At 69.2% G+C, this 16,285-nt stretch carries 17 protein-coding genes; 7 read left to right on the top strand and 10 right to left on the bottom strand.

Annotation, left to right across the window (positions count from 1 at the left end; translation table 11 throughout):
* Positions 1-11: 11 nt before the first annotated feature.
* The 6 genes from purL to fsa all read left to right on the top strand — a co-directional run bounded on the left by purL (position 12) and on the right by fsa (position 6,750).
* Positions 12-2,234, top strand: coding sequence for a phosphoribosylformylglycinamidine synthase subunit PurL (purL, locus tag GX414_14545; protein NLI48319.1), 2,223 nt, complete (start codon positions 12-14; stop codon positions 2,232-2,234).
* A 118-nt stretch (positions 2,235-2,352) separates the two neighbouring features.
* Positions 2,353-2,907 (top strand): ribosome recycling factor, encoded by a 555-nt coding sequence (gene frr, locus GX414_14540; protein ID NLI48318.1) that lies wholly within the window; start codon positions 2,353-2,355, stop codon positions 2,905-2,907.
* Between the two features lie 49 nt (positions 2,908-2,956).
* Positions 2,957-3,523 carry an ATP-dependent protease subunit HslV gene (gene hslV / locus GX414_14535; protein ID NLI48317.1) on the top strand — a complete coding sequence of 189 codons (567 nt, stop codon included), beginning with the start codon at positions 2,957-2,959 and terminating at the stop codon, positions 3,521-3,523.
* 41 nt (positions 3,524-3,564) lie between these two features.
* Positions 3,565-4,926: an ATP-dependent protease ATPase subunit HslU gene (gene hslU / locus GX414_14530; GenBank protein NLI48316.1), complete on the top strand. Its 1,362-nt coding sequence runs from the start codon at positions 3,565-3,567 to the stop codon at positions 4,924-4,926.
* A 14-nt stretch (positions 4,927-4,940) separates the two neighbouring features.
* Positions 4,941-6,035 carry a hypothetical protein gene (locus tag GX414_14525; protein NLI48315.1) on the top strand — a complete coding sequence of 365 codons (1,095 nt, stop codon included), beginning with the start codon at positions 4,941-4,943 and terminating at the stop codon, positions 6,033-6,035.
* A gap of 58 nt (positions 6,036-6,093) precedes the next feature.
* Entirely contained in the window at positions 6,094-6,750 is a 657-nt protein-coding gene (gene fsa / locus GX414_14520) for a fructose-6-phosphate aldolase (GenBank protein ID NLI48314.1), read from the top strand.
* Positions 6,751-6,921: 171 nt separating this feature from the next.
* Here fsa and GX414_14515 read toward each other — a convergent pair whose 3' ends face one another.
* From GX414_14515 to nikR, 10 genes are all read right to left on the bottom strand, one after another.
* On the bottom strand, positions 6,922-7,602 hold the full coding sequence (locus GX414_14515) for a GPP34 family phosphoprotein (protein NLI48313.1): 681 nt from the start codon (positions 7,600-7,602) through the stop codon (positions 6,922-6,924).
* 269 nt (positions 7,603-7,871) lie between these two features.
* Positions 7,872-8,423, bottom strand: coding sequence for an HDIG domain-containing protein (locus GX414_14510; GenBank protein ID NLI48312.1), 552 nt, complete (start codon positions 8,421-8,423; stop codon positions 7,872-7,874).
* A gap of 117 nt (positions 8,424-8,540) precedes the next feature.
* Positions 8,541-10,313 carry an aldehyde ferredoxin oxidoreductase family protein gene (locus GX414_14505; GenBank protein NLI48311.1) on the bottom strand — a complete coding sequence of 591 codons (1,773 nt, stop codon included), beginning with the start codon at positions 10,311-10,313 and terminating at the stop codon, positions 8,541-8,543.
* Between the two features lie 43 nt (positions 10,314-10,356).
* Entirely contained in the window at positions 10,357-11,379 is a 1,023-nt protein-coding gene (locus GX414_14500) for a homoserine dehydrogenase (GenBank protein NLI48310.1), read from the bottom strand.
* Positions 11,380-11,440: 61 nt separating this feature from the next.
* Positions 11,441-12,820: an O-acetylhomoserine aminocarboxypropyltransferase/cysteine synthase gene (locus GX414_14495; protein ID NLI48309.1), complete on the bottom strand. Its 1,380-nt coding sequence runs from the start codon at positions 12,818-12,820 to the stop codon at positions 11,441-11,443.
* Between the two features lie 148 nt (positions 12,821-12,968).
* Positions 12,969-13,742, bottom strand: coding sequence for an ABC transporter ATP-binding protein (locus tag GX414_14490; protein ID NLI48308.1), 774 nt, complete (start codon positions 13,740-13,742; stop codon positions 12,969-12,971).
* Positions 13,739-14,518, bottom strand: a complete 780-nt coding sequence (gene cbiQ / locus GX414_14485) for a cobalt ECF transporter T component CbiQ (GenBank protein NLI48307.1) — start codon at positions 14,516-14,518, stop codon at positions 13,739-13,741. The genes GX414_14490 and cbiQ overlap by 4 nt, the downstream gene beginning before the upstream one ends.
* Positions 14,515-14,811, bottom strand: a complete 297-nt coding sequence (locus GX414_14480; GenBank protein ID NLI48306.1) for a hypothetical protein — start codon at positions 14,809-14,811, stop codon at positions 14,515-14,517. The genes cbiQ and GX414_14480 overlap by 4 nt, the downstream gene beginning before the upstream one ends.
* Complete coding sequence (locus GX414_14475) at positions 14,786-15,457, bottom strand: energy-coupling factor ABC transporter permease (protein NLI48305.1); 672 nt, start codon at positions 15,455-15,457, stop codon at positions 14,786-14,788. The genes GX414_14480 and GX414_14475 overlap by 26 nt, the downstream gene beginning before the upstream one ends.
* Positions 15,458-15,461: 4 nt before the next feature.
* Entirely contained in the window at positions 15,462-15,869 is a 408-nt protein-coding gene (gene nikR, locus GX414_14470; GenBank protein ID NLI48304.1) for a nickel-responsive transcriptional regulator NikR, read from the bottom strand.
* Between the two features lie 165 nt (positions 15,870-16,034).
* On the opposite strand from nikR, the gene GX414_14465 reads away from it, so the two are divergent.
* Positions 16,035-16,285, top strand: a 251-nt coding sequence (locus GX414_14465; GenBank protein NLI48303.1) for an AAA family ATPase, incomplete at its 3' end; no start/stop codon positions are given.

The following is a 16,285-nucleotide window of genomic DNA, read 5'->3' as shown; positions in this document are numbered from 1 at the left end:
GGAAGAACCGCATGGAAGAACAACCCATCACCCCCGCCCTGGTCGAGGAGCACAACCTCACCGCCGCGGAGTACGAGCGCATCGTGGCCACGCTGGGGCGCACGCCCACTCTGACCGAACTCGGCATCTTTTCGGTCATGTGGTCGGAGCACTGCAGCTACAAGAGCTCGCGGGTGCACCTGCGCCGCCTGCCCACCCGCGGGCCGTGCGTGATCCAGGGGCCCGGCGAGAACGCCGGCGTGGTGGACATCGGCGAGGGCGAGGCGGCCGTGTTCAAGATCGAGTCGCACAACCACCCCTCGTTCATTGAGCCGTACCAGGGCGCCGCCACCGGCGTGGGCGGCATCATCCGGGACATTTTCACCATGGGCGCCCGGCCCATCGCCTGCCTCGACTCGCTCCGGTTCGGGCCGCTCCTGGACGCCAAAAACCGCTTCCTGCTCGACGGCGTGGTGGCCGGGATCGCCGGCTACGGCAACTGCATCGGCATTCCCACTGTGGGCGGCGAAGTCTACTTCGACGACTCCTACAGCCTGAACCCCCTGGTCAACGTGCTGTGCCTCGGTGTCGCCCGTCGCGATCAGATTTTCTACGGCAAGGCCAGCGGCGTGGGCAACCCGGTCATCTACGTGGGCGCCCGGACCGGCCGCGACGGCATCCATGGCGCCACGATGGCCTCGGCCGAGTTCGACGAGACCTCGCAGGAGCGGCGGCCCACCGTGCAGGTGGGCGACCCGTTCCAGGAGAAGCTGCTCCTCGAGGCGTGCCTCGAGGCGTTCAAGACCGGCGCCGTGCTGGGCATCCAGGACATGGGCGCCGCCGGCCTGACCTGTTCCACCTGCGAGATGGGGGCGCGCGGGGGCGTGGGTGTGCGCATCGAGCTCGACCGCGTGCCGCAGCGCGAGGAGGGGATGACTCCCTACGAGATCATGCTCAGCGAGTCGCAGGAGCGGATGCTCATGACCGTGGCGGCGGGCCGCGAAGGCGAGATCCTGGAGATCTTCCGCAAGTGGGACCTGGAGGCGGCGGTCATCGGCGAGGTGATCGCCGACGGCGTCATGCACGTGGAGCAGGGCGGGCGGGTGGTGGCCCGGATCCCCAACACCGCCCTGACCGACGACGCGCCCGTCTACGAGCGCCCGCTGCGCCGCCCGGCCTACCTGGACAAGGTGAATGTCCTGGACCTGGACCGCCTGGCCCTGCCGGGCGGGCTGTTCCGTGCCTTCAAGGACATGCTGGCGGCGGCCAACCTGTGCAGCCGCCGCTGGATCTACCGGCAGTACGATCATATGGTCCGGACCAACACCGCCCTGTTGCCCGGCGCGGACGCCGCTGTGCTGCGGCTCAAGGGTCGCCGGGCGGCGCTGGCCATCACCACCGACGGCAACGGCCGCTACACCTGGCTGAATCCCCGCCGCGGCGCCATGATCGCCGTGGCCGAGGCCTGCCGCAACCTGGTGTGCGCCGGCGCCCGGCCGCTGGCGGCGACCAACTGCCTGAATTTCCCGTCGCCCGAGGATCCCGAGGTGATGTGGACGTTCTCCGAGGTCATCGACGGCATCGCCGAGGCGTGCGCCGCGTTCGGGACGCCCATCACCGGCGGCAACGTCAGCTTCTACAATGAGACACTGGGCAAGCAGATCATGCCGACCCCGGTCATCGGGATGCTGGGCGTCATCGACGATGTCGACCGGCGGATGGACATCGCCTTCAAGGAGCCCGGCCATGCGGTGCTCCTCCTGGGCGAGACGCTGGAGGAACTGGGCGGAACCGAGTATCTGGAACTGGTGCATGGCTTGAAGCAGGGGCCCATTCCGCAGCTGGACCTCCGGTGTGAGGCTAACCTCCAGGGCGCCGTGCGGGAGATGATCGGAGCGGGGCTGCTCGCCTCCTGCCACGACGTGTCCGAGGGCGGGCTGGCCATGGCTCTGGCCGATTGCTGCTTCGCCAGCCCCGATCCGACAATGGCGGTGGAGGTCACCCTGGCGCAGGACCTGCGCGAAGACGCCATCCTGTTCGGCGAGTCGCAGAGCCGAACCGTGGTGTCGGCGCCCGACGCGCACGTCGACCGGATTGCGGCCATCGCCGCGAGCTGGTCCGTGCCGTGCGCTCTCGTCGGCCGGGTGTCCCGCGACGTGTTCGCCATCCACCTCAACGGACACACCTTGGTGATCGACGACGTCATCAGTCTGCGCGACATCTGGTCCACCAGCCTGGAGACGATCCTGCACTGATCCCGCGGATCGGAGCGCCCGCCGGCCGACGGGAACGGATTGCATGGCCGGCGGCTTTTCCGTATAATAACCGCCCGTAACCGTCCCGACATCCACGCCAAGGAAGGAAACCGGCATGTTGAACGATGTGTTGAAGCAGTCGGAAGACAAGATGAAAAAGACGCTGTCCGATTTCGAACAGGAGCTCAAGTCGCTCCGGACCGGCCGGGCGTCGGCCCACATGGTGGACCACATCCGGGTGGACTACTACGGCACGCTGACCCCGCTGAACCAGCTGGCCACCATCTCCACCCCGGAGCCCAGCCTCATCGTCATCCAGCCGTGGGATGTCTCGGGCATCGCCGCCATCGAGAAGGCCATCCTCAGCTCCGATCTCGGCATCACGCCCAGCAACGACGGCAAGATCATCCGGCTGCCGGTGCCCCCGCTGACCGAGGAGCGCCGCCGCCAGATGGTCAAGAGCGTCACCACCGCCGCCGAGCAGCACCGCGTGGCTGTCCGCCAGATCCGCCAGACCCAGCGTGACCAGGTTCAGAAGCTCCAGAAGGACAAGAAGATCACCGAGGACGACGAACGCCGCGGTCTCGACCGGATCCAGAAGCTCACCGATGAGTTCATCAAGAAGATCGACGAGGTGGTCAAGCGGAAGGAACAGGAGCTGATGAAGGTTTGAGTTCCGCACCGCGGCCCCGCCCGGCCGTGCCCGCGCGCCTGGAGACGCCATGAATGCCTTGCCGCCCATCCACGGAACCACCATCCTGCTCGTGCAGAAAGACGGCCGCACGGTTCTGGCCGGCGACGGCCAGGTGACCCTCCAGAACACCGTCGTCAAGCACACCGCGCGCAAAGTCCGCCGCCTGTTCGACGGGAAGATCCTGGCCGGGTTCGCCGGCGCCACCGCCGACGCATTCGCCCTGTTCGCCCGCTTCGAGAAAAAGCTCCGCGAGTGCAACGGCAACCTGGAGCGGGGGGCCGTCGAGCTGGCCCAGGAGTGGCGCACCGACCGCTCGCTCCGCCACCTCGAAGCCCTCATGCTCGTCACCGACGGCCGCCGGGCGTTCCTCCTGTCGGGCACCGGCGACATCATCGAGCCGGAGGACGGCGTGCTGGGGATCGGCTCCGGCGGCGCCTTCGCCCAGGCGGCCGCCCTGGCGCTGCACCGCCACACCGCGCTGGACGCCGAGGCGGTGGCCCGCGAGGCCATGCGCATCGCCGCGGGCCTGTGCATCTACACCAACGACCGGGTGGTAATCGAGACGCTGACCCCCGAGGCGGAGCCCCACGCATGAGCCGCTATCGCAAGCTGCTGCCCGAGGTGGCCGACCGGCCCATCAACCTGGACACCCTCACCCCCCGCCAGATCGTGGCCGAGCTGGACAAGTACGTCGTCGGCCAGCAGAAGGCCAAGCGGGCGGTGGCCATCGCCCTGCGCAACCGTGTCCGGCGCCAGCAACTGCCGTCGGACATGGCCGAGGAGGTGGCGCCCAAGAACATCATCCTCATCGGGCCCACCGGCGTGGGCAAGACCGAGATCGCCCGGCGCCTGGCCCGGCTCTCCCACAGCCCCTTCCTCAAGGTGGAGGCGTCCAAGTTCACCGAGGTGGGCTACGTGGGACGCGACGTCGAGTCCATGGTTCGCGACCTCGTGGAACTGGCCGTGGACATGGTTCAGTCCGAGATGGCCCGGGAAGTGGCCGAAAAGGCCGTCGCCGCGGCCGAGGAGCGGATGCTGGACCTGCTCCTGGCGCCGCCGCACCGCCCGCACAAGTCACGGCTCGAGGAGCCGGGCGACTGGGCCGCCTACGACAACTTCCTCAAGTCGCGGGAGCGGATGCGGGAGATGCTCCGCGCCGGCGAGCTGGACCACCGCCAGGTGGAACTCGAGGTCAAAGAGACCCGCTTCCCCTCGCTGGAGATCTTCAGCTCGTCCGGGGTCGAGGAGCTGGGCGTCAACGTCAAGGACATGCTGGGCGGCATGTTCGGCGGCCAGAAGAAGCGCCGCCAGCTCCCCGTAGCCGAGGCCATGGATTACCTGGTCGAGGAGGAAGAGGGGCGCCTCATTGACAAGGAGAAGGTCGCCCGTGACGCCATCCGGCGGGTGGAGCACTCGGGCATCCTCTTCCTGGACGAGATCGACAAGATCGCCGGCCGCGAGGGCGGCCACGGCCCCGACGTCAGCCGCGAGGGTGTCCAGCGCGACATCCTGCCCATCGTCGAAGGCACCACCGTCCATACCAAGTACGGCATGGTGCGCACCGATCACATCCTGTTCATCGCCGCGGGCGCGTTCCACGTCAGCGCCCCGTCCGACCTGATCCCCGAACTGCAGGGCCGCTTCCCGCTGCGAGTGGAGATGGACAGCCTGACCGAGGAGGATTTCTACCGGATCCTGGTGGAGCCGGAGAACGCCCTGCTCAAGCAGTACAAGGCGCTCATGGCCACCGAGGGGGTGACGCTGGAGTTCACGCCCGAGGCGGTGCGGCGGGTGGCCCACTACGCCGCCCAGGTGAACCGGAGTGCGCTCAACATCGGTGCCCGGCGGCTCTACACCATCATGGAATGCGTACTGGACGAGATCCTCTTCGAAGGCGCCGACCTGCCCGACAAGCAGGTCACCATCTCGCTGGAATACGTGGACCGGATGCTCACTCGCATCATCGAGAGCGAAGACCTGAGCAAGTACATCCTCTGAGGCACGGACAGCCCATGCGACGCGCGACGACCACGTCCCCCGCCACCTGCCGGCGCCTGGCCCTGGGCCTGACCGCCGCGGCGCTGCTCGCGTCCGGCTGCGCCCGGGTGGGTGCGCCGGAGCCGCCGCTCAAGCACCTGCCGCCGGCGCCGGCGCTCGTCACCGCCGCCCAGGAGGCGGCGGTGCTGGTGGTGAGCTGCCGACTCCCCGCCGCCAACACCGACGGTTCCGGCATCAAGGGCTACCGCCGGCTGGAGGTGCTGGGTGTGCTGGCACCGCCGGGAGCGGCCCTCGACGCGCTCCCCGCCGCGCTGCCGGTGGTGGCCGACTGGGATGAGACCACATTGGCGGCCCAGCTCCGGGAGCGCCGGTTCGAGGCGCGCCTCAACCTGGCCGGGCGCTTCGGCGGCAGCGAGGGCACAGTGGTGCTGTCGGTCCGGTTCATGAACGACCACGGCCGGTGGAGCCCGCCGTCGTCCGCCCTGCGCTGCCCGGCCGCGCCCGTGGCCGACACGCCGTCGGGCACAGCCGCCGCTCCGTCCAAGGCCGGCGTCATCATCCAGTGGAACGAGCCGGCCGGCAACTTTGACGGCACGGCGCCCGCCGCGTGGGACGCCTGCCGGGTGCTCCGGCGGCGGCTGCCGGACGGGGCGGTGGAAACCGCCGGCGAAGTCGGCCGGCCGGCGCGCGCGTTCACCGACACCGAGGCGGCGCCCGACCAGCGGCTCGCCTACGCGCTGGTGTTCGTCCGCCGCGTGGGCGGCGGCGAGGTCCTGAGCGCGCCGTCGGTCTGGCTCGAGGTGGACACGCGCGACGTCTTCCCGCCCGAGGCGCCCGCGGACCCGGCGGTGCTGATAGAGGACGGTCGCATCAAGCTCATCTGGAGTCCGGTTCCCGACGCCGACGCTGCGGGCTACCTCGTGGAGCGCCGCGAGGATGTCGGCTCCGCCTTCACGCCGGTGACGCCGGCGCCTGTGCCCGACGCCCTCTTCGTGGACGCGACGGCTCCGCTGAACCGTCCCTGGCGGTACCGGATCATCGCCGTGGACGGGCACGGGAACCGGAGCGTGCCCTCGACGGAGATCGAGTACCAGCCGGCCGCCCACTGACCGTCGCGGGCGGGCCCGCGGCGCCCGGGAACAAAATTCTGACCGAGAGGAGTCTTGCATGAAGTTCTTTCTGGACACCGCCAACCTGGAGGAGATCCGCCAGGCCGCGTCCATGGGCCTGATCGACGGCGTCACCACCAACCCAAGCCTCATCGCCAAAGAGAAAGGGGATTTCCGCGACCTGCTGCGGCAGATCTGCGCCGCCGTGCCCGGACCCATCAGCGCCGAAGTGGTGGCGCTCGACGCTGCGGGCATGCTCAAGGAGGGCCGCGAGCTGGCCAAGATCGCCGACAACATCACCGTCAAGGTGCCGGTGACCCTGGAGGGGCTGAAGGCGGTCCGCGCGTTTTCGAGCGAGGGGATCAAGACGAACGTGACGCTCATTTTCTCCCCGCTCCAGGCGCTCATGGCCGCCAAGGCCGGCGCCACCTTCGTCAGCCCCTTCGTCGGCCGGCTCGACGACGTGGGCGCATCGGGGATGGATGTGGTCAACCAGATCGTGGAGATCTACGAGAACTATGGCTTCACCACCGAGGTGCTGGTCGCCTCGATCCGGCACCCGATGCACGTGGTCGAGGCGGCGCTCATGGGCGCCGACGTCGCCACCATGCCGTGGAAGGTGCTCCAGCAGCTCATCCAGCACCCGCTCACCGACATCGGCATCCAGCGCTTTCTCGACGACTGGAAAAAACTGCCCGGCAACACCATCGCCTGACCGGTGCGGCGCATCCCCTGCGCGTGCCGTTTCGTGCCCGCGACCGCCCGGGCGATCATGGGTGCAATTCCATCTGCTTGCCGAGATTCGGGTGCCGGGCCGGCGCGCCCTTCCCGCAGGCCGTGCCGCCTGGCCGCAACCGGGCAGATGCGACTGTCGGCGCCTTGGGGCTCAGGAGCACGCGGTGACGGTAGCGGCCACGCAGGCGGCGGCGCAGGCGGCGGCGCAGGCGGCCATGACGGCGGCGACCTGATCGGAGACGGCCTTGCCGAAGGCTTCTTCCTTGACCAGTTCGGCAAAGCGCTGTTTGGCCTCCTTCCGCTCGTCGCCGTCGGGGAACACCTCGCCCGCCAGGTCGCAGGCCTGGACCAGGCTCACCAGGAAGCGGGTGCGCGCGTCAGGGGCGGTGGCGGTGAACGCGGTGCGGCGCAGCCGCCGGCGGACTTCCAGTTCCTCCAGCGGATTGGAAGTGGGGAACCGCTCCGTGGGGAAGACCCACAGGATCCGGTGCTCCTCCCGGCGCAGGATGCGCTTCTGCACGAGCCGGTCGAGATAGGCCCGCCGGATCGATTTCCGGTCACCCAGCCTGGAGACCCAGCTCTGGACTGTTTTGGGCTTGGCCGCCGCCCGAATGAGATTCAGGCATTCGTCCAGGACGGCATCGTCGGTGTCACCCGTCGGGACGGCCACCAGTTTCTTGCCCTCGATCCGGACCTTCTCCTGCATGGCCAGCTCCATCAGGACCGCCGCGGCCAGCCCGAACGGCAGGCCCACCGAGGCGGAGCACAGCACGGTCCCCTTGTCGTTACGCAGACTCAGCAGCAGCAGCTCTTCGGCCAGAGTGAGCTTCATGGGCGGTTCTCCTCGCGCGCGATGGCGTCGGCGCGCCGTGGATTGATTATACGGAATCAGACTGTTTGCCGTCACCCGCCGCGATACCAGCGGCGTCCCCCCCCCGTTGCGAATCGCGGAGTCTGGCGCCTTATCTACATTTGACGCGATGACCGATTCAGCCGTCGATTGCGAGTACGATTACGATTGCGAATTACGATTACGTGCACGAACTCTCAACCTTCAACCCTCAACTCTCAACGCATGGGAACGAGCCCCGAACCCTGCCGTCAGAGCCCCAGCTCCGCCGCGTTCGCCTGCATGGCGGCGAGCACGACGCCGATGTGCTCCTCCAGCGGCACGCCCAGCTCCTCGGCTCCCAGCCGGATCTCGTCGCGGTTGACGGCGCGGGCGAACGCCTTGTCCTTCATCTTCTTGATCACCGAGCGGACGCCCACCGCCGCCAGTTTCTTGTCGGGCGTGACCAGGGCGGCGGCGGTGATGAGGCCCACCAGCTCGTCCACGGCGAAGAGGGCCTTGGCCACGAGGGTGTCCCGCGGCACGCCGGTATAGCTGGCGTGGGCCAGGATGGCGCGGACCAGTGTCTCGTCCAGCCCGCGGCGGCGCAGCTCCTCGGCGCCCCGGAACGGGTGGTTCTCGGCATCGGGATAGCGCTCGTAGTCGAAGTCATGGAGCAGCCCCACCACCGCCCAAGCCTCAGCGTCCTCGCCGTAGCGCCGGGCGTAGGCGCGCATCGCGGCTTCCACACCGTAGGCGTGCTTGCGCAGGCCATCTTTTTGAGTCCATTCGTGGAGCAGGACCAGGGCATCGTCTCGGGTCATGGCAAGCCTCCTTCTGATCCCCCCGATTTCACCACAAAGGGACCGGCCGGGCCAAGAAAAAAGCGGACGGCGAATGCCGTCCGCTGAAAGGGGTAGCCGTGGGCCGCGGGCCGCCGGTCAGATCGGGTTCAGTCCCAGCTCGGTGAGCGTGGCCGGTGTGGGGGCGCCGGCGGCGTCCCAGCCGCGCGAAGCGTAGTACATGTCCAGCCATTCGGCGAACTTCTCCCGGGTGAGGCGCCGCCCCTCGAAGAGCCCCGCCTCGTGGGGCTCCTGGAAGAAGCGCGGCGGCAGGGTGTCGTCGGCGCGGGTGCGGCCGTTGGCGATGTTGTAGAGGCGGGTCAGGTTGGAGATCTTGTTGCCGAGCCGGTTCATGTCCGTCTCGCTCATGGGGATGCCGGTGCACTTCTCGAACACCGGCGCCAGCCGGTCGAGGTCGTACATCACGAAATCGCAGACGATGAGGCAGTTCCGGGTGTTCACGACATCCTGGCCGATGCGCACGAAATCGGGCGTGCTCTCCCAGGTCAGCTCTTTCCGCATCTCCGCCGAGGCGGACCAGAACCGGGTGTGGGAGGCGAAATCGGACGTGGCCAGGGTCAGGCCCATGGAGGCGCATCCTTTGATGTTCACCCCCGACAGCTCCATGCCGGCGATCTGGATGGCGAAGTAGTCGCTCCCCTTGCCGATGCGCCGGGCGGCGATGCGGGTGCCTTCGGCGAGCAGGTCGCCGATCTTCTCACGGTGGGCGATCTGGCGGAGCAGGGCGGCCTGGGCCTCGGCGCTGCCGAAATGGAGCGCAACGCCCCCAGTGTCCGCCGCGCTGATGATGCCCCGCTCGAACGCCTCCATGGCGAAGGAGCAGACCACGCCTGCCGAGATGGTGTCGAGCCCCAGGTCGTCGCACAGCCAGTTGGCATAGGCCACCGCCTCGGCCGAATCGATGTCGCAGCCGGAACCGAGAAAGGCGGTGGTCTCGTACTCGGGGCCCTCCACCTCATAATTTCCCCAGCGCGCCTCCTTGGAGCAGCGGATGGCGCAGTTGAAGCAGCCGGTGCTCTTCCAGGCCAGTTTCTCGCGGCATGCCTCGGAGGTGATTCCCTCGTAACCGGCGAACTGGGTGTCGCGCCAGTTGTGAGTGGGGAGGAAGTGCCCCTGTTCCTGGCCCATGCGGATCCACATCATGGTGCCGAGGTCGTCGCGGCGCTGCCGGTTGGGGTGGGCGACGATGTCTTTGGTGAGCTGCCGGTTCAGCTCTTGGAAGCCGGCGGGGTCGTGGTAGGCGATTTTCTCGTCGCCCTCCACGACGAGCGCCTTGAGATTCTTGGCGCCCATGACCGCGCCGGCGCCGCCGCGGCCGTACTGGCGGTACAGCTCGGTGCCGATGCAGGCGAAGCGGACGCGGTTCTCGCCGGCCGGACCGATCAGGGCCACGCGGGCCTTGGGGTACGCTTCGCGGAGCGCCTTCTCCGTCTCGAATATCCCTTTGCCCCAGAGGTGGGCGGCATCCTCGAAGCGGACCTCGCCGGGGCGCACATGGAGGTAGACCGGCCGGTCGCTCTCGCCGGTGATCCAGATCCAGTCAAGGCCGGCCTTCTTGAGCGCCGGTCCGAAGTGGCCGCCGGCGTGGGTGTCGAGGAACGTGCCGGTGAGCGGCGACTTGGTGCAGACCACCGAACGGGCCGACGTCTGGACCTGGGTGCCGGTGAACGGCCCGGTCATGAAGATGAGCGGATTGTCCGGGGCGAACGGGTCATGAGTGACGAGCCCCCGGTCCACCATGAGTTTCAGACCGACGCCCTTGCCGCCGATCCAGCCGGCGAAGAGCGACGGATCGGGCTGGCCGAAACGGAACGTGCGATGGGTCAAGTCAACCTCGAGAAAGCGGTTCATGTAGCCCTTGTACATGGCGTACCTCCTGTGGGCGCCGGCGGCGTCAGTGCGTCCGGGCGATGTGGAGCAGGTCGATGAGCATGCTGTAGCCGGTTTCGGTGCGGCCGGCGCCCGGGCCGACGATGGTTACGTCGCCCATGGCGCGGGACTTGATGGTGACGGCGTTCGTGGCGCCCATCACGCCGGCCAGCGGGTGGCTCAGGGGGATCTGCATGGGCGCCACCGAGGCGTGCACCTCGCCCCCCTCGCGCCAGACCCGGCCGATGAGTTTGTAGCGGAATCCCTTCTGCTTGGCCTCGGCGATCGCCTCGGCGCTGATCTTCGTGATCCCGTCGCACGGGTAGTCGAACGGCTTCTTCGTGGCGCCGAAGACCGTGTTGGCCAGGATAGTCACCTTGGCCAGGGCGTCCCAGCCCAGCACGTCGGCGTCGGGGACCGCCTCGGCGTAGCCCAGCTCCTGGGCCTTCTTCAGGGCGTCGGCGTAGGACAGCCCCTCCTCCATCCGGGTCAGGATGTAGTTGGTGGTGCCGTTGAGGATGCCGCGGATCTCCTGGATGCCGGAGCCGGCCAGCGTCTCGCGAATCAGGTTGAGGCACGGGGTGCCGCTCATGACCGTGCCTTCGTACAGGAAGTGGGTGCCCCGCGCCCTGGCCAGGGCGTGCAGCTCGGCGTAGTGCAGCGCCAGCGGACCCTTGTTGGTGGTCACCACGTGCAGGCCGCGCTGGAGGGCGGCCTTGATGTGGGCGGTGGCCGGCTGGGCCGTCTTGATGTCGGTGTAGGTGGCCTCGAGCATCACGTCGGCCTCGGCCTCCTCGATCAGGGCCAGCGCGTCGCCGCGGGTGTAGGCCTGGGGCAGCTCGTTGAGGGAGTGGCCCGCCTTGAGCGTCTCCAGCGCCTGGGTCAGATTGATGCCGTCGGGATGGTAGACCATGCCCTTCTGCATGTCGGCGATGCCCACCGCCGTCCAGTTCAGGCCGTACTCGTTGCGGAGCGCCTCGTGATTCTCCAGGAGCAGCTCGGCCAACCCCTGTCCCACGGTCCCGAATCCGACGAACAGTAACCGCATACAGTCCTCCTATGATGATTATGATCGTGTTTCAGCCCGATTCACCGATTCACCCTCTCTTCTATTTCCCGATCGCCTTGAGCGCCTGATCGAGGTCCGCGATGACGTCGTCGGGATGCTCGCCGCCCACGCAGAGCCGGATCATGGTGGGCGCGACGCCGGCGAGCTTGCGGCCGGTCTCGCCCTGCTGCTGGTGGGTGGAGATGGCCGGGATGGTGGCCACCGACTTGATCCGGCCCAGGTCCGTCGCCCGCCAGATGCGCTGGAAGCCGTCGAACACGCGCCGGGTCTCGGCGGCGGTGCCGCGGACGTCGAACGACATCAGGTGGCCGAAGGCGGCCTCGTCGCTGTCCGCCAGCTTCATGTAGCGCGCGGCCAGGGCGTGCAGCGGATGGTTCGGCAGGCCGAGGTAATCGACCTTCGCCACCCGCGGGTGGCCGGCCAGGTACTGGGCCACCTGCATGGTGTTGCGGGAGAAGAGCGCCATCTTGGTGCGCAGGAGGCGCAGGTCGCTCAGGAGGAAAAAGGCCGAGTGGGCCGACATGCACGGCCCCGAGTCGCGGAACGGCCAGAGCTTCAGCCAGAGGCCGTAGTCGGCCTTGACATCGTCGGGCAGGTGCCGGCTGGTGACGGGGCGACGGGCGACGATGGCGCCGCCGATGGTGAAGCCGCCGCTGCCCACCGACTTGGTCAGCGAGTGCACCACGATGTCGGCGCCATGGGCGATGGGGCGCATCAGCGCCGGGGTGGCGATGGTGGCGTCCACGATCAAGGGGATCTCGTGGCGGTGGGCCAGTTCCGCCACCGCGGCGATGTCGAAGCAGGCCTGCTGCGGGTTGGACGGCATTTCGGCGTACAGGAAGCGCGTGCCGTCGTCAACCAGTTTCTCCCACTCGGTCATCTCCCAGGGTCGGGTGACCCAGCGCACCTGGGCGCCGCGCTCGCGCATGCGCAGGTTGAACAGCTGGAAGGTGCCGCCGTACACCTGGGCGGCGGAGACGAAATTCAGGTTGCGGATGTCGCCGTCGCGGATCTCCAGGAACGGCTCGGCGGCTTGTTTGATCGCGGCCATTCCGGCCGAGGTGCAGAGCGCGGTGGTGTCGCAGCCGCTGCCGTACCCCTCGAGCAGCGCCAGGGTCTCCTCCAGGTAGTAAACGGTGGGGTTGTGGATGCGGGAGTAACACCAGGTGGGCACCAGGTAGGCCAGACCGGCCTCCATCTCGTCGGAATCGCGGTAGGCCTGGGACGTGGAGGGAAAGATGGGCTCGATGATGCCGCCCTGGCCGTTGGCGAACGCCTCCTCGACGGAGTACATGCCGTGCACGGCGATGGTGTCGAACTTGAGCCGCTTGACCTGTTCCCGGTAGGCGGTCCGCCGGGCGAGGTAGGCCTCGGCTTCGCGCATGTAACGCCGCACACCCTCGGAGTAGCTGGAATCCATGACTGCCTCCTCAGACGGGATGATGGATCGACGATGAAATGTCTCGGAAAAGCTGGCCGGCTGGCCTGTCGGATAGTTCAGTGGACCTGAATGATTGAAATTATAGACGATGGGTTGCGGTCAAGTCAAACCCGGAAACGGCAATCGGTCAAAAAGCCGCCTGCCCGGACGATCGGGGAGCCGCGGCGCCCGGTCCCTGGAGGCGCAGCGGCAGGTCCAGGCCGTGGCGGTGCAGGAGCGCCGCGTCGCGGAGCAACTCGTCGGCCGGCCCCGCGGCTGCCAGCGTGCCGGCGCTGAGCAGGCAGGCGTGGTGGGCCGTGTCCATGGCAAAGTCGAGGTCGTGAGTGGCCAAGATCCGCGTGCCGGGGTGCGCCCGTACCAGCTCCGCCAGCAGCCGCCGATGGCCGGCGTCGAGGCCGGCGGTGGGCTCGTCCAGGGCGAGCACCGGCGGCTCCATCGCCAGCACCGTGGCCAGCGAGACCAGTTTCTTCTCGCCGCCGGACAGGTGGAACGGGGAGCGGCCGGCCATGCCGGCCAGGCCCACGCGGGCCAGGGTGGCCTCGGCCCGGGCCCGTGCCTCGGCCGGCGCGAGGCCCAGGTTGAGCGGGCCGAAGGCGACGTCCTCGCCCACGGTGGGGCAGAACAGCTGCCAGTCGGGATCCTGGAACACAAGCCCCACGATCCGCCGGACCTCCGGCAGGCACTCGCGGCCCACCGTCAGGTCCCCCACCCGCACCCGCCCCGCCTGGGGCAGGCGGATCCCGTTGAGGAGGCCCAATAGGGTGGACTTGCCGGAGCCGTTGGGGCCGATGACCGCGGTGCACTGCCCCGCCGGAAACGTCACCGAGAGGGGGTGCAGGCCCACCCGGCCGTCCGGGTAGCAGTAGGCGGCCGCCTCCATGATCACCGCGACGCCGGTCATGGGAGCACCGCCAGGAGCACGGTTAGAATCCCGGCGGCGGCGGCCAGCGCCAGGGTCGCCGCGTCGGGCGCCCGCCAGCGCGGCGCGTCCAGTGTCGGGAAGCGGCCGTCGAATCCCCGGGCGCACATGGCCTGGTAGACGGTCTCGCCCCGCTCCAGACTGCGCAGGAAGAGCGTCCCGGCCATATTGCCGGCCATCCGGAGCAGTCGCAGGCGCGGGGCCGGGCCCACCAGCCGGGCGCTCACTGCGAGCTCCATCTGTTCGGCCTCGTCCACCAGGATGAACAGGTAGCGGTAGAACACGGCCAGGATGCGCAGCAGCAGGCCCGGCGTGTGCCACGACTCCAGCACCCGGAGCAGGTCCCGAAACGGAGTGGCGGCCACAAGGAGCACCGCCCCGGCCAGCGCCACCGCGGCGCGGGCGACCACGTGCAGGGCCAGCCGGGCGCTCTCGGGGTAGACGGCCAGCCGGACCGGCGACTCCAGTAGGACGAGCCCGTCCCCGGCGGGCCGCAGGACGGGCATCAGGCAGACGGTGGCCGCCGTGAGCCCCAGGGGCCAGACCATCTTGCGCGCCAGGTGCGGCAGCGGCACCCGGCACAACAGCGCGGCCAGCAGCCCCAGCGCCGCCAGCGGCAGGAACGGGAGGAAGCGGGGGTAGGGGACGCCCACCGCCGCCGCCAGGAACACCGCCGCTGCGAGCACCTTGGCCGTCGGGTGCAGCCGGTGGACCGGGCTTTCGCCGTGGCTGTGGTGGTCGATGAAGTCGTGCCTCATGCGCCCCCCGGCGGCCGGCGGCCGAGCGTCATCAGCTTCAGCAGGCCCCAGACCAGCAGCCCGCCGCCCGCCACCGACAGCATCCCCTGCAGTGTGGCGGGCAGGCTCGCGGGCCAGGTGTAGTCGGGCACCGGGGCACGGTACGGGTCCTCCGCCGAAGGCGTGTAACCCAGCCGTTCCAGCGCCCACTCGAGGCCGTCGGGCGTGGTGGCCGCCGCCGCCGACAGCAGCCCGATCACGATGAGGCCGAGCGGCGCCAGCCAGCGCCTATTCGACGGACTGCGCCGCGGCATGGGCCGCACCTCCGGGGACGCCGGCCGGCGCCAGCAGATCGGGCCGGGCCGCCGCCAGGAACCGCAGGATCACCACGGTGATGGCCGCCTCGGCCACGCCGATGACGGTGTGCACGCCGGCCATGGCCCCAAGCGCCACTGTCAGCGGGTAGAGCCCGCTGACGGCAATCTCGACGGCACAGGCCGCCGCCGGGACGACGATGGAGGCGACGGCCGCCACCGCCCGCCCGGCCATGGCCAGGCGTCCGCCCAGCAGCCGCCGCCAGCCGGTCCAGATCCCCCAGGCGGTGAGCGGCCCGAGCACCGCCATGTTCAGCGCGTTGGCCCCGAGCGCAGTGATCGCCCCGTCCTGAAACAGCAGCGCCTGGACCAGCAGCACGGTGCCCAAGATGAGCATCGCCGGCGCGGGGCCCAGTAGGAAGGCGGCCAGGGCGGCCCCGAGCAGATGGCCGCTGGTGCCGGCGGCCACGGGGAAGTTGATCATCTGGGCGGCGAAGACGTACGCCCCGAGCATGCCCATCAGGGCCACCGTCCGCTCCTCGTAGCGCCGCCTGACCCGCCACAGGGCGAACCCCACCGCCGGCGCCGCCAGCGCGCCGGTTACGACCGAAACCTCTGCGGAGAGCAGTCCGTACGGGATGTGCATCGGTTCACTCCCCCAGCGCCGCCGGGATGAACACGCGGCCGCTCTTGACGCCGGGGGTGCTGATGAGGCGGTCGGCCAGCTCCTGGACGCGGCCGGCCGCGCCGCGGATCACCACCACCTCCAGGCAGTCGGCGTGGGTCAGGTGGATGTGGAGGTTCGACAGGACGTGGGTGTGGTGGTCGTGCTGGAGCTGCGTCAGCCGCTTCGACAGCTCGCGGCGGTGGTGGTCGTACACCATGGTCACGACGCCCACCACCTCGGCCCCGCCCCGGATCTTCTCCGCCAGCAGGTGCTGGCGCATCAAATGGGCCAGGGCGTCGGAGCGGTTCTTGAAACCCTCCGCCGCCAGCCGGTGGTCGAACGCAGCCAGCAGTTCCGCGTCGCAGGACACGCCGAATCGGGCCAGTTCCATGGGTGCCTCCGAAGATGCCACGCCTGACTCGAATAGTAGCACAGCCGGAGCGGCGCCGCCCATGGTTTTCGGCCCGAGCGGGCGGCTCAGCCAGCCTTGCAATTTGCCCGGCATGGCCGTATGATGGCCGGCAGCCGGCGGCCGAAGCCGGCGGGACCGGAGCCCATGCGCATCGAATCCCTCCACGCCCGCGCCTTCCGCAATCTGGCCGAGGAGCCGGTGGCGTTCGCACCGGGCATCAACCTGTTCGCCGGCCGCAACGGCGAGGGGAAGACCAGCCTGCTCGAGGCGGTCTACTGCGCCTGTTACACCAAGTCGTTCCGGACCCACCGCCTGGAGGAGTGCGTCCGCCACGGCGAGGGGGAGTTCCAACTCCGCTGCCGGGTGGCGCGGGCGCCGCTGCCGCGGGTGCTGGA

It is taken from the genome of Acidobacteriota bacterium, from assembly GCA_012517875.1.
In the GTDB taxonomy this organism is placed as follows: domain Bacteria; phylum Acidobacteriota; class JAAYUB01; order JAAYUB01; family JAAYUB01; genus JAAYUB01.
The sequence above is the reverse complement of the archived record's forward strand: the minus strand, read 5'-3'. Positions and strand labels throughout refer to the sequence as shown.

Excerpts from the sequence above, each read along its gene's own strand:
- GX414_14500 (NLI48310.1), bottom strand. The coding sequence starts at position 11,379 with ATGCGGTTACTGTTCGTCGGATTCGGGACCGTGGGACAGGGGTTGGCC.
- GX414_14505 (NLI48311.1), bottom strand. The coding sequence starts at position 10,313 with ATGAACCGCTTTCTCGAGGTTGACTTGACCCATCGCACGTTCCGTTTC.
- GX414_14490 (NLI48308.1), bottom strand. The coding sequence starts at position 13,742 with ATGACCGGCGTCGCGGTGATCATGGAGGCGGCCGCCTACTGCTACCCG.
- GX414_14510 (NLI48312.1), bottom strand. The coding sequence starts at position 8,423 with ATGACCCGAGACGATGCCCTGGTCCTGCTCCACGAATGGACTCAAAAA.
- nikR (NLI48304.1), bottom strand. The coding sequence starts at position 15,869 with ATGGAACTGGCCCGATTCGGCGTGTCCTGCGACGCGGAACTGCTGGCT.
- fsa (NLI48314.1), top strand. The coding sequence starts at position 6,094 with ATGAAGTTCTTTCTGGACACCGCCAACCTGGAGGAGATCCGCCAGGCC.
- GX414_14480 (NLI48306.1), bottom strand. The coding sequence starts at position 14,811 with ATGCCGCGGCGCAGTCCGTCGAATAGGCGCTGGCTGGCGCCGCTCGGC.
- GX414_14475 (NLI48305.1), bottom strand. The coding sequence starts at position 15,457 with ATGCACATCCCGTACGGACTGCTCTCCGCAGAGGTTTCGGTCGTAACC.
- cbiQ (NLI48307.1), bottom strand. The coding sequence starts at position 14,518 with ATGAGGCACGACTTCATCGACCACCACAGCCACGGCGAAAGCCCGGTC.
- GX414_14525 (NLI48315.1), top strand. The coding sequence starts at position 4,941 with ATGCGACGCGCGACGACCACGTCCCCCGCCACCTGCCGGCGCCTGGCC.
- GX414_14495 (NLI48309.1), bottom strand. The coding sequence starts at position 12,820 with ATGGATTCCAGCTACTCCGAGGGTGTGCGGCGTTACATGCGCGAAGCC.
- purL (NLI48319.1), top strand. The coding sequence starts at position 12 with ATGGAAGAACAACCCATCACCCCCGCCCTGGTCGAGGAGCACAACCTC.
- GX414_14515 (NLI48313.1), bottom strand. The coding sequence starts at position 7,602 with ATGAAGCTCACTCTGGCCGAAGAGCTGCTGCTGCTGAGTCTGCGTAAC.
- hslV (NLI48317.1), top strand. The coding sequence starts at position 2,957 with ATGAATGCCTTGCCGCCCATCCACGGAACCACCATCCTGCTCGTGCAG.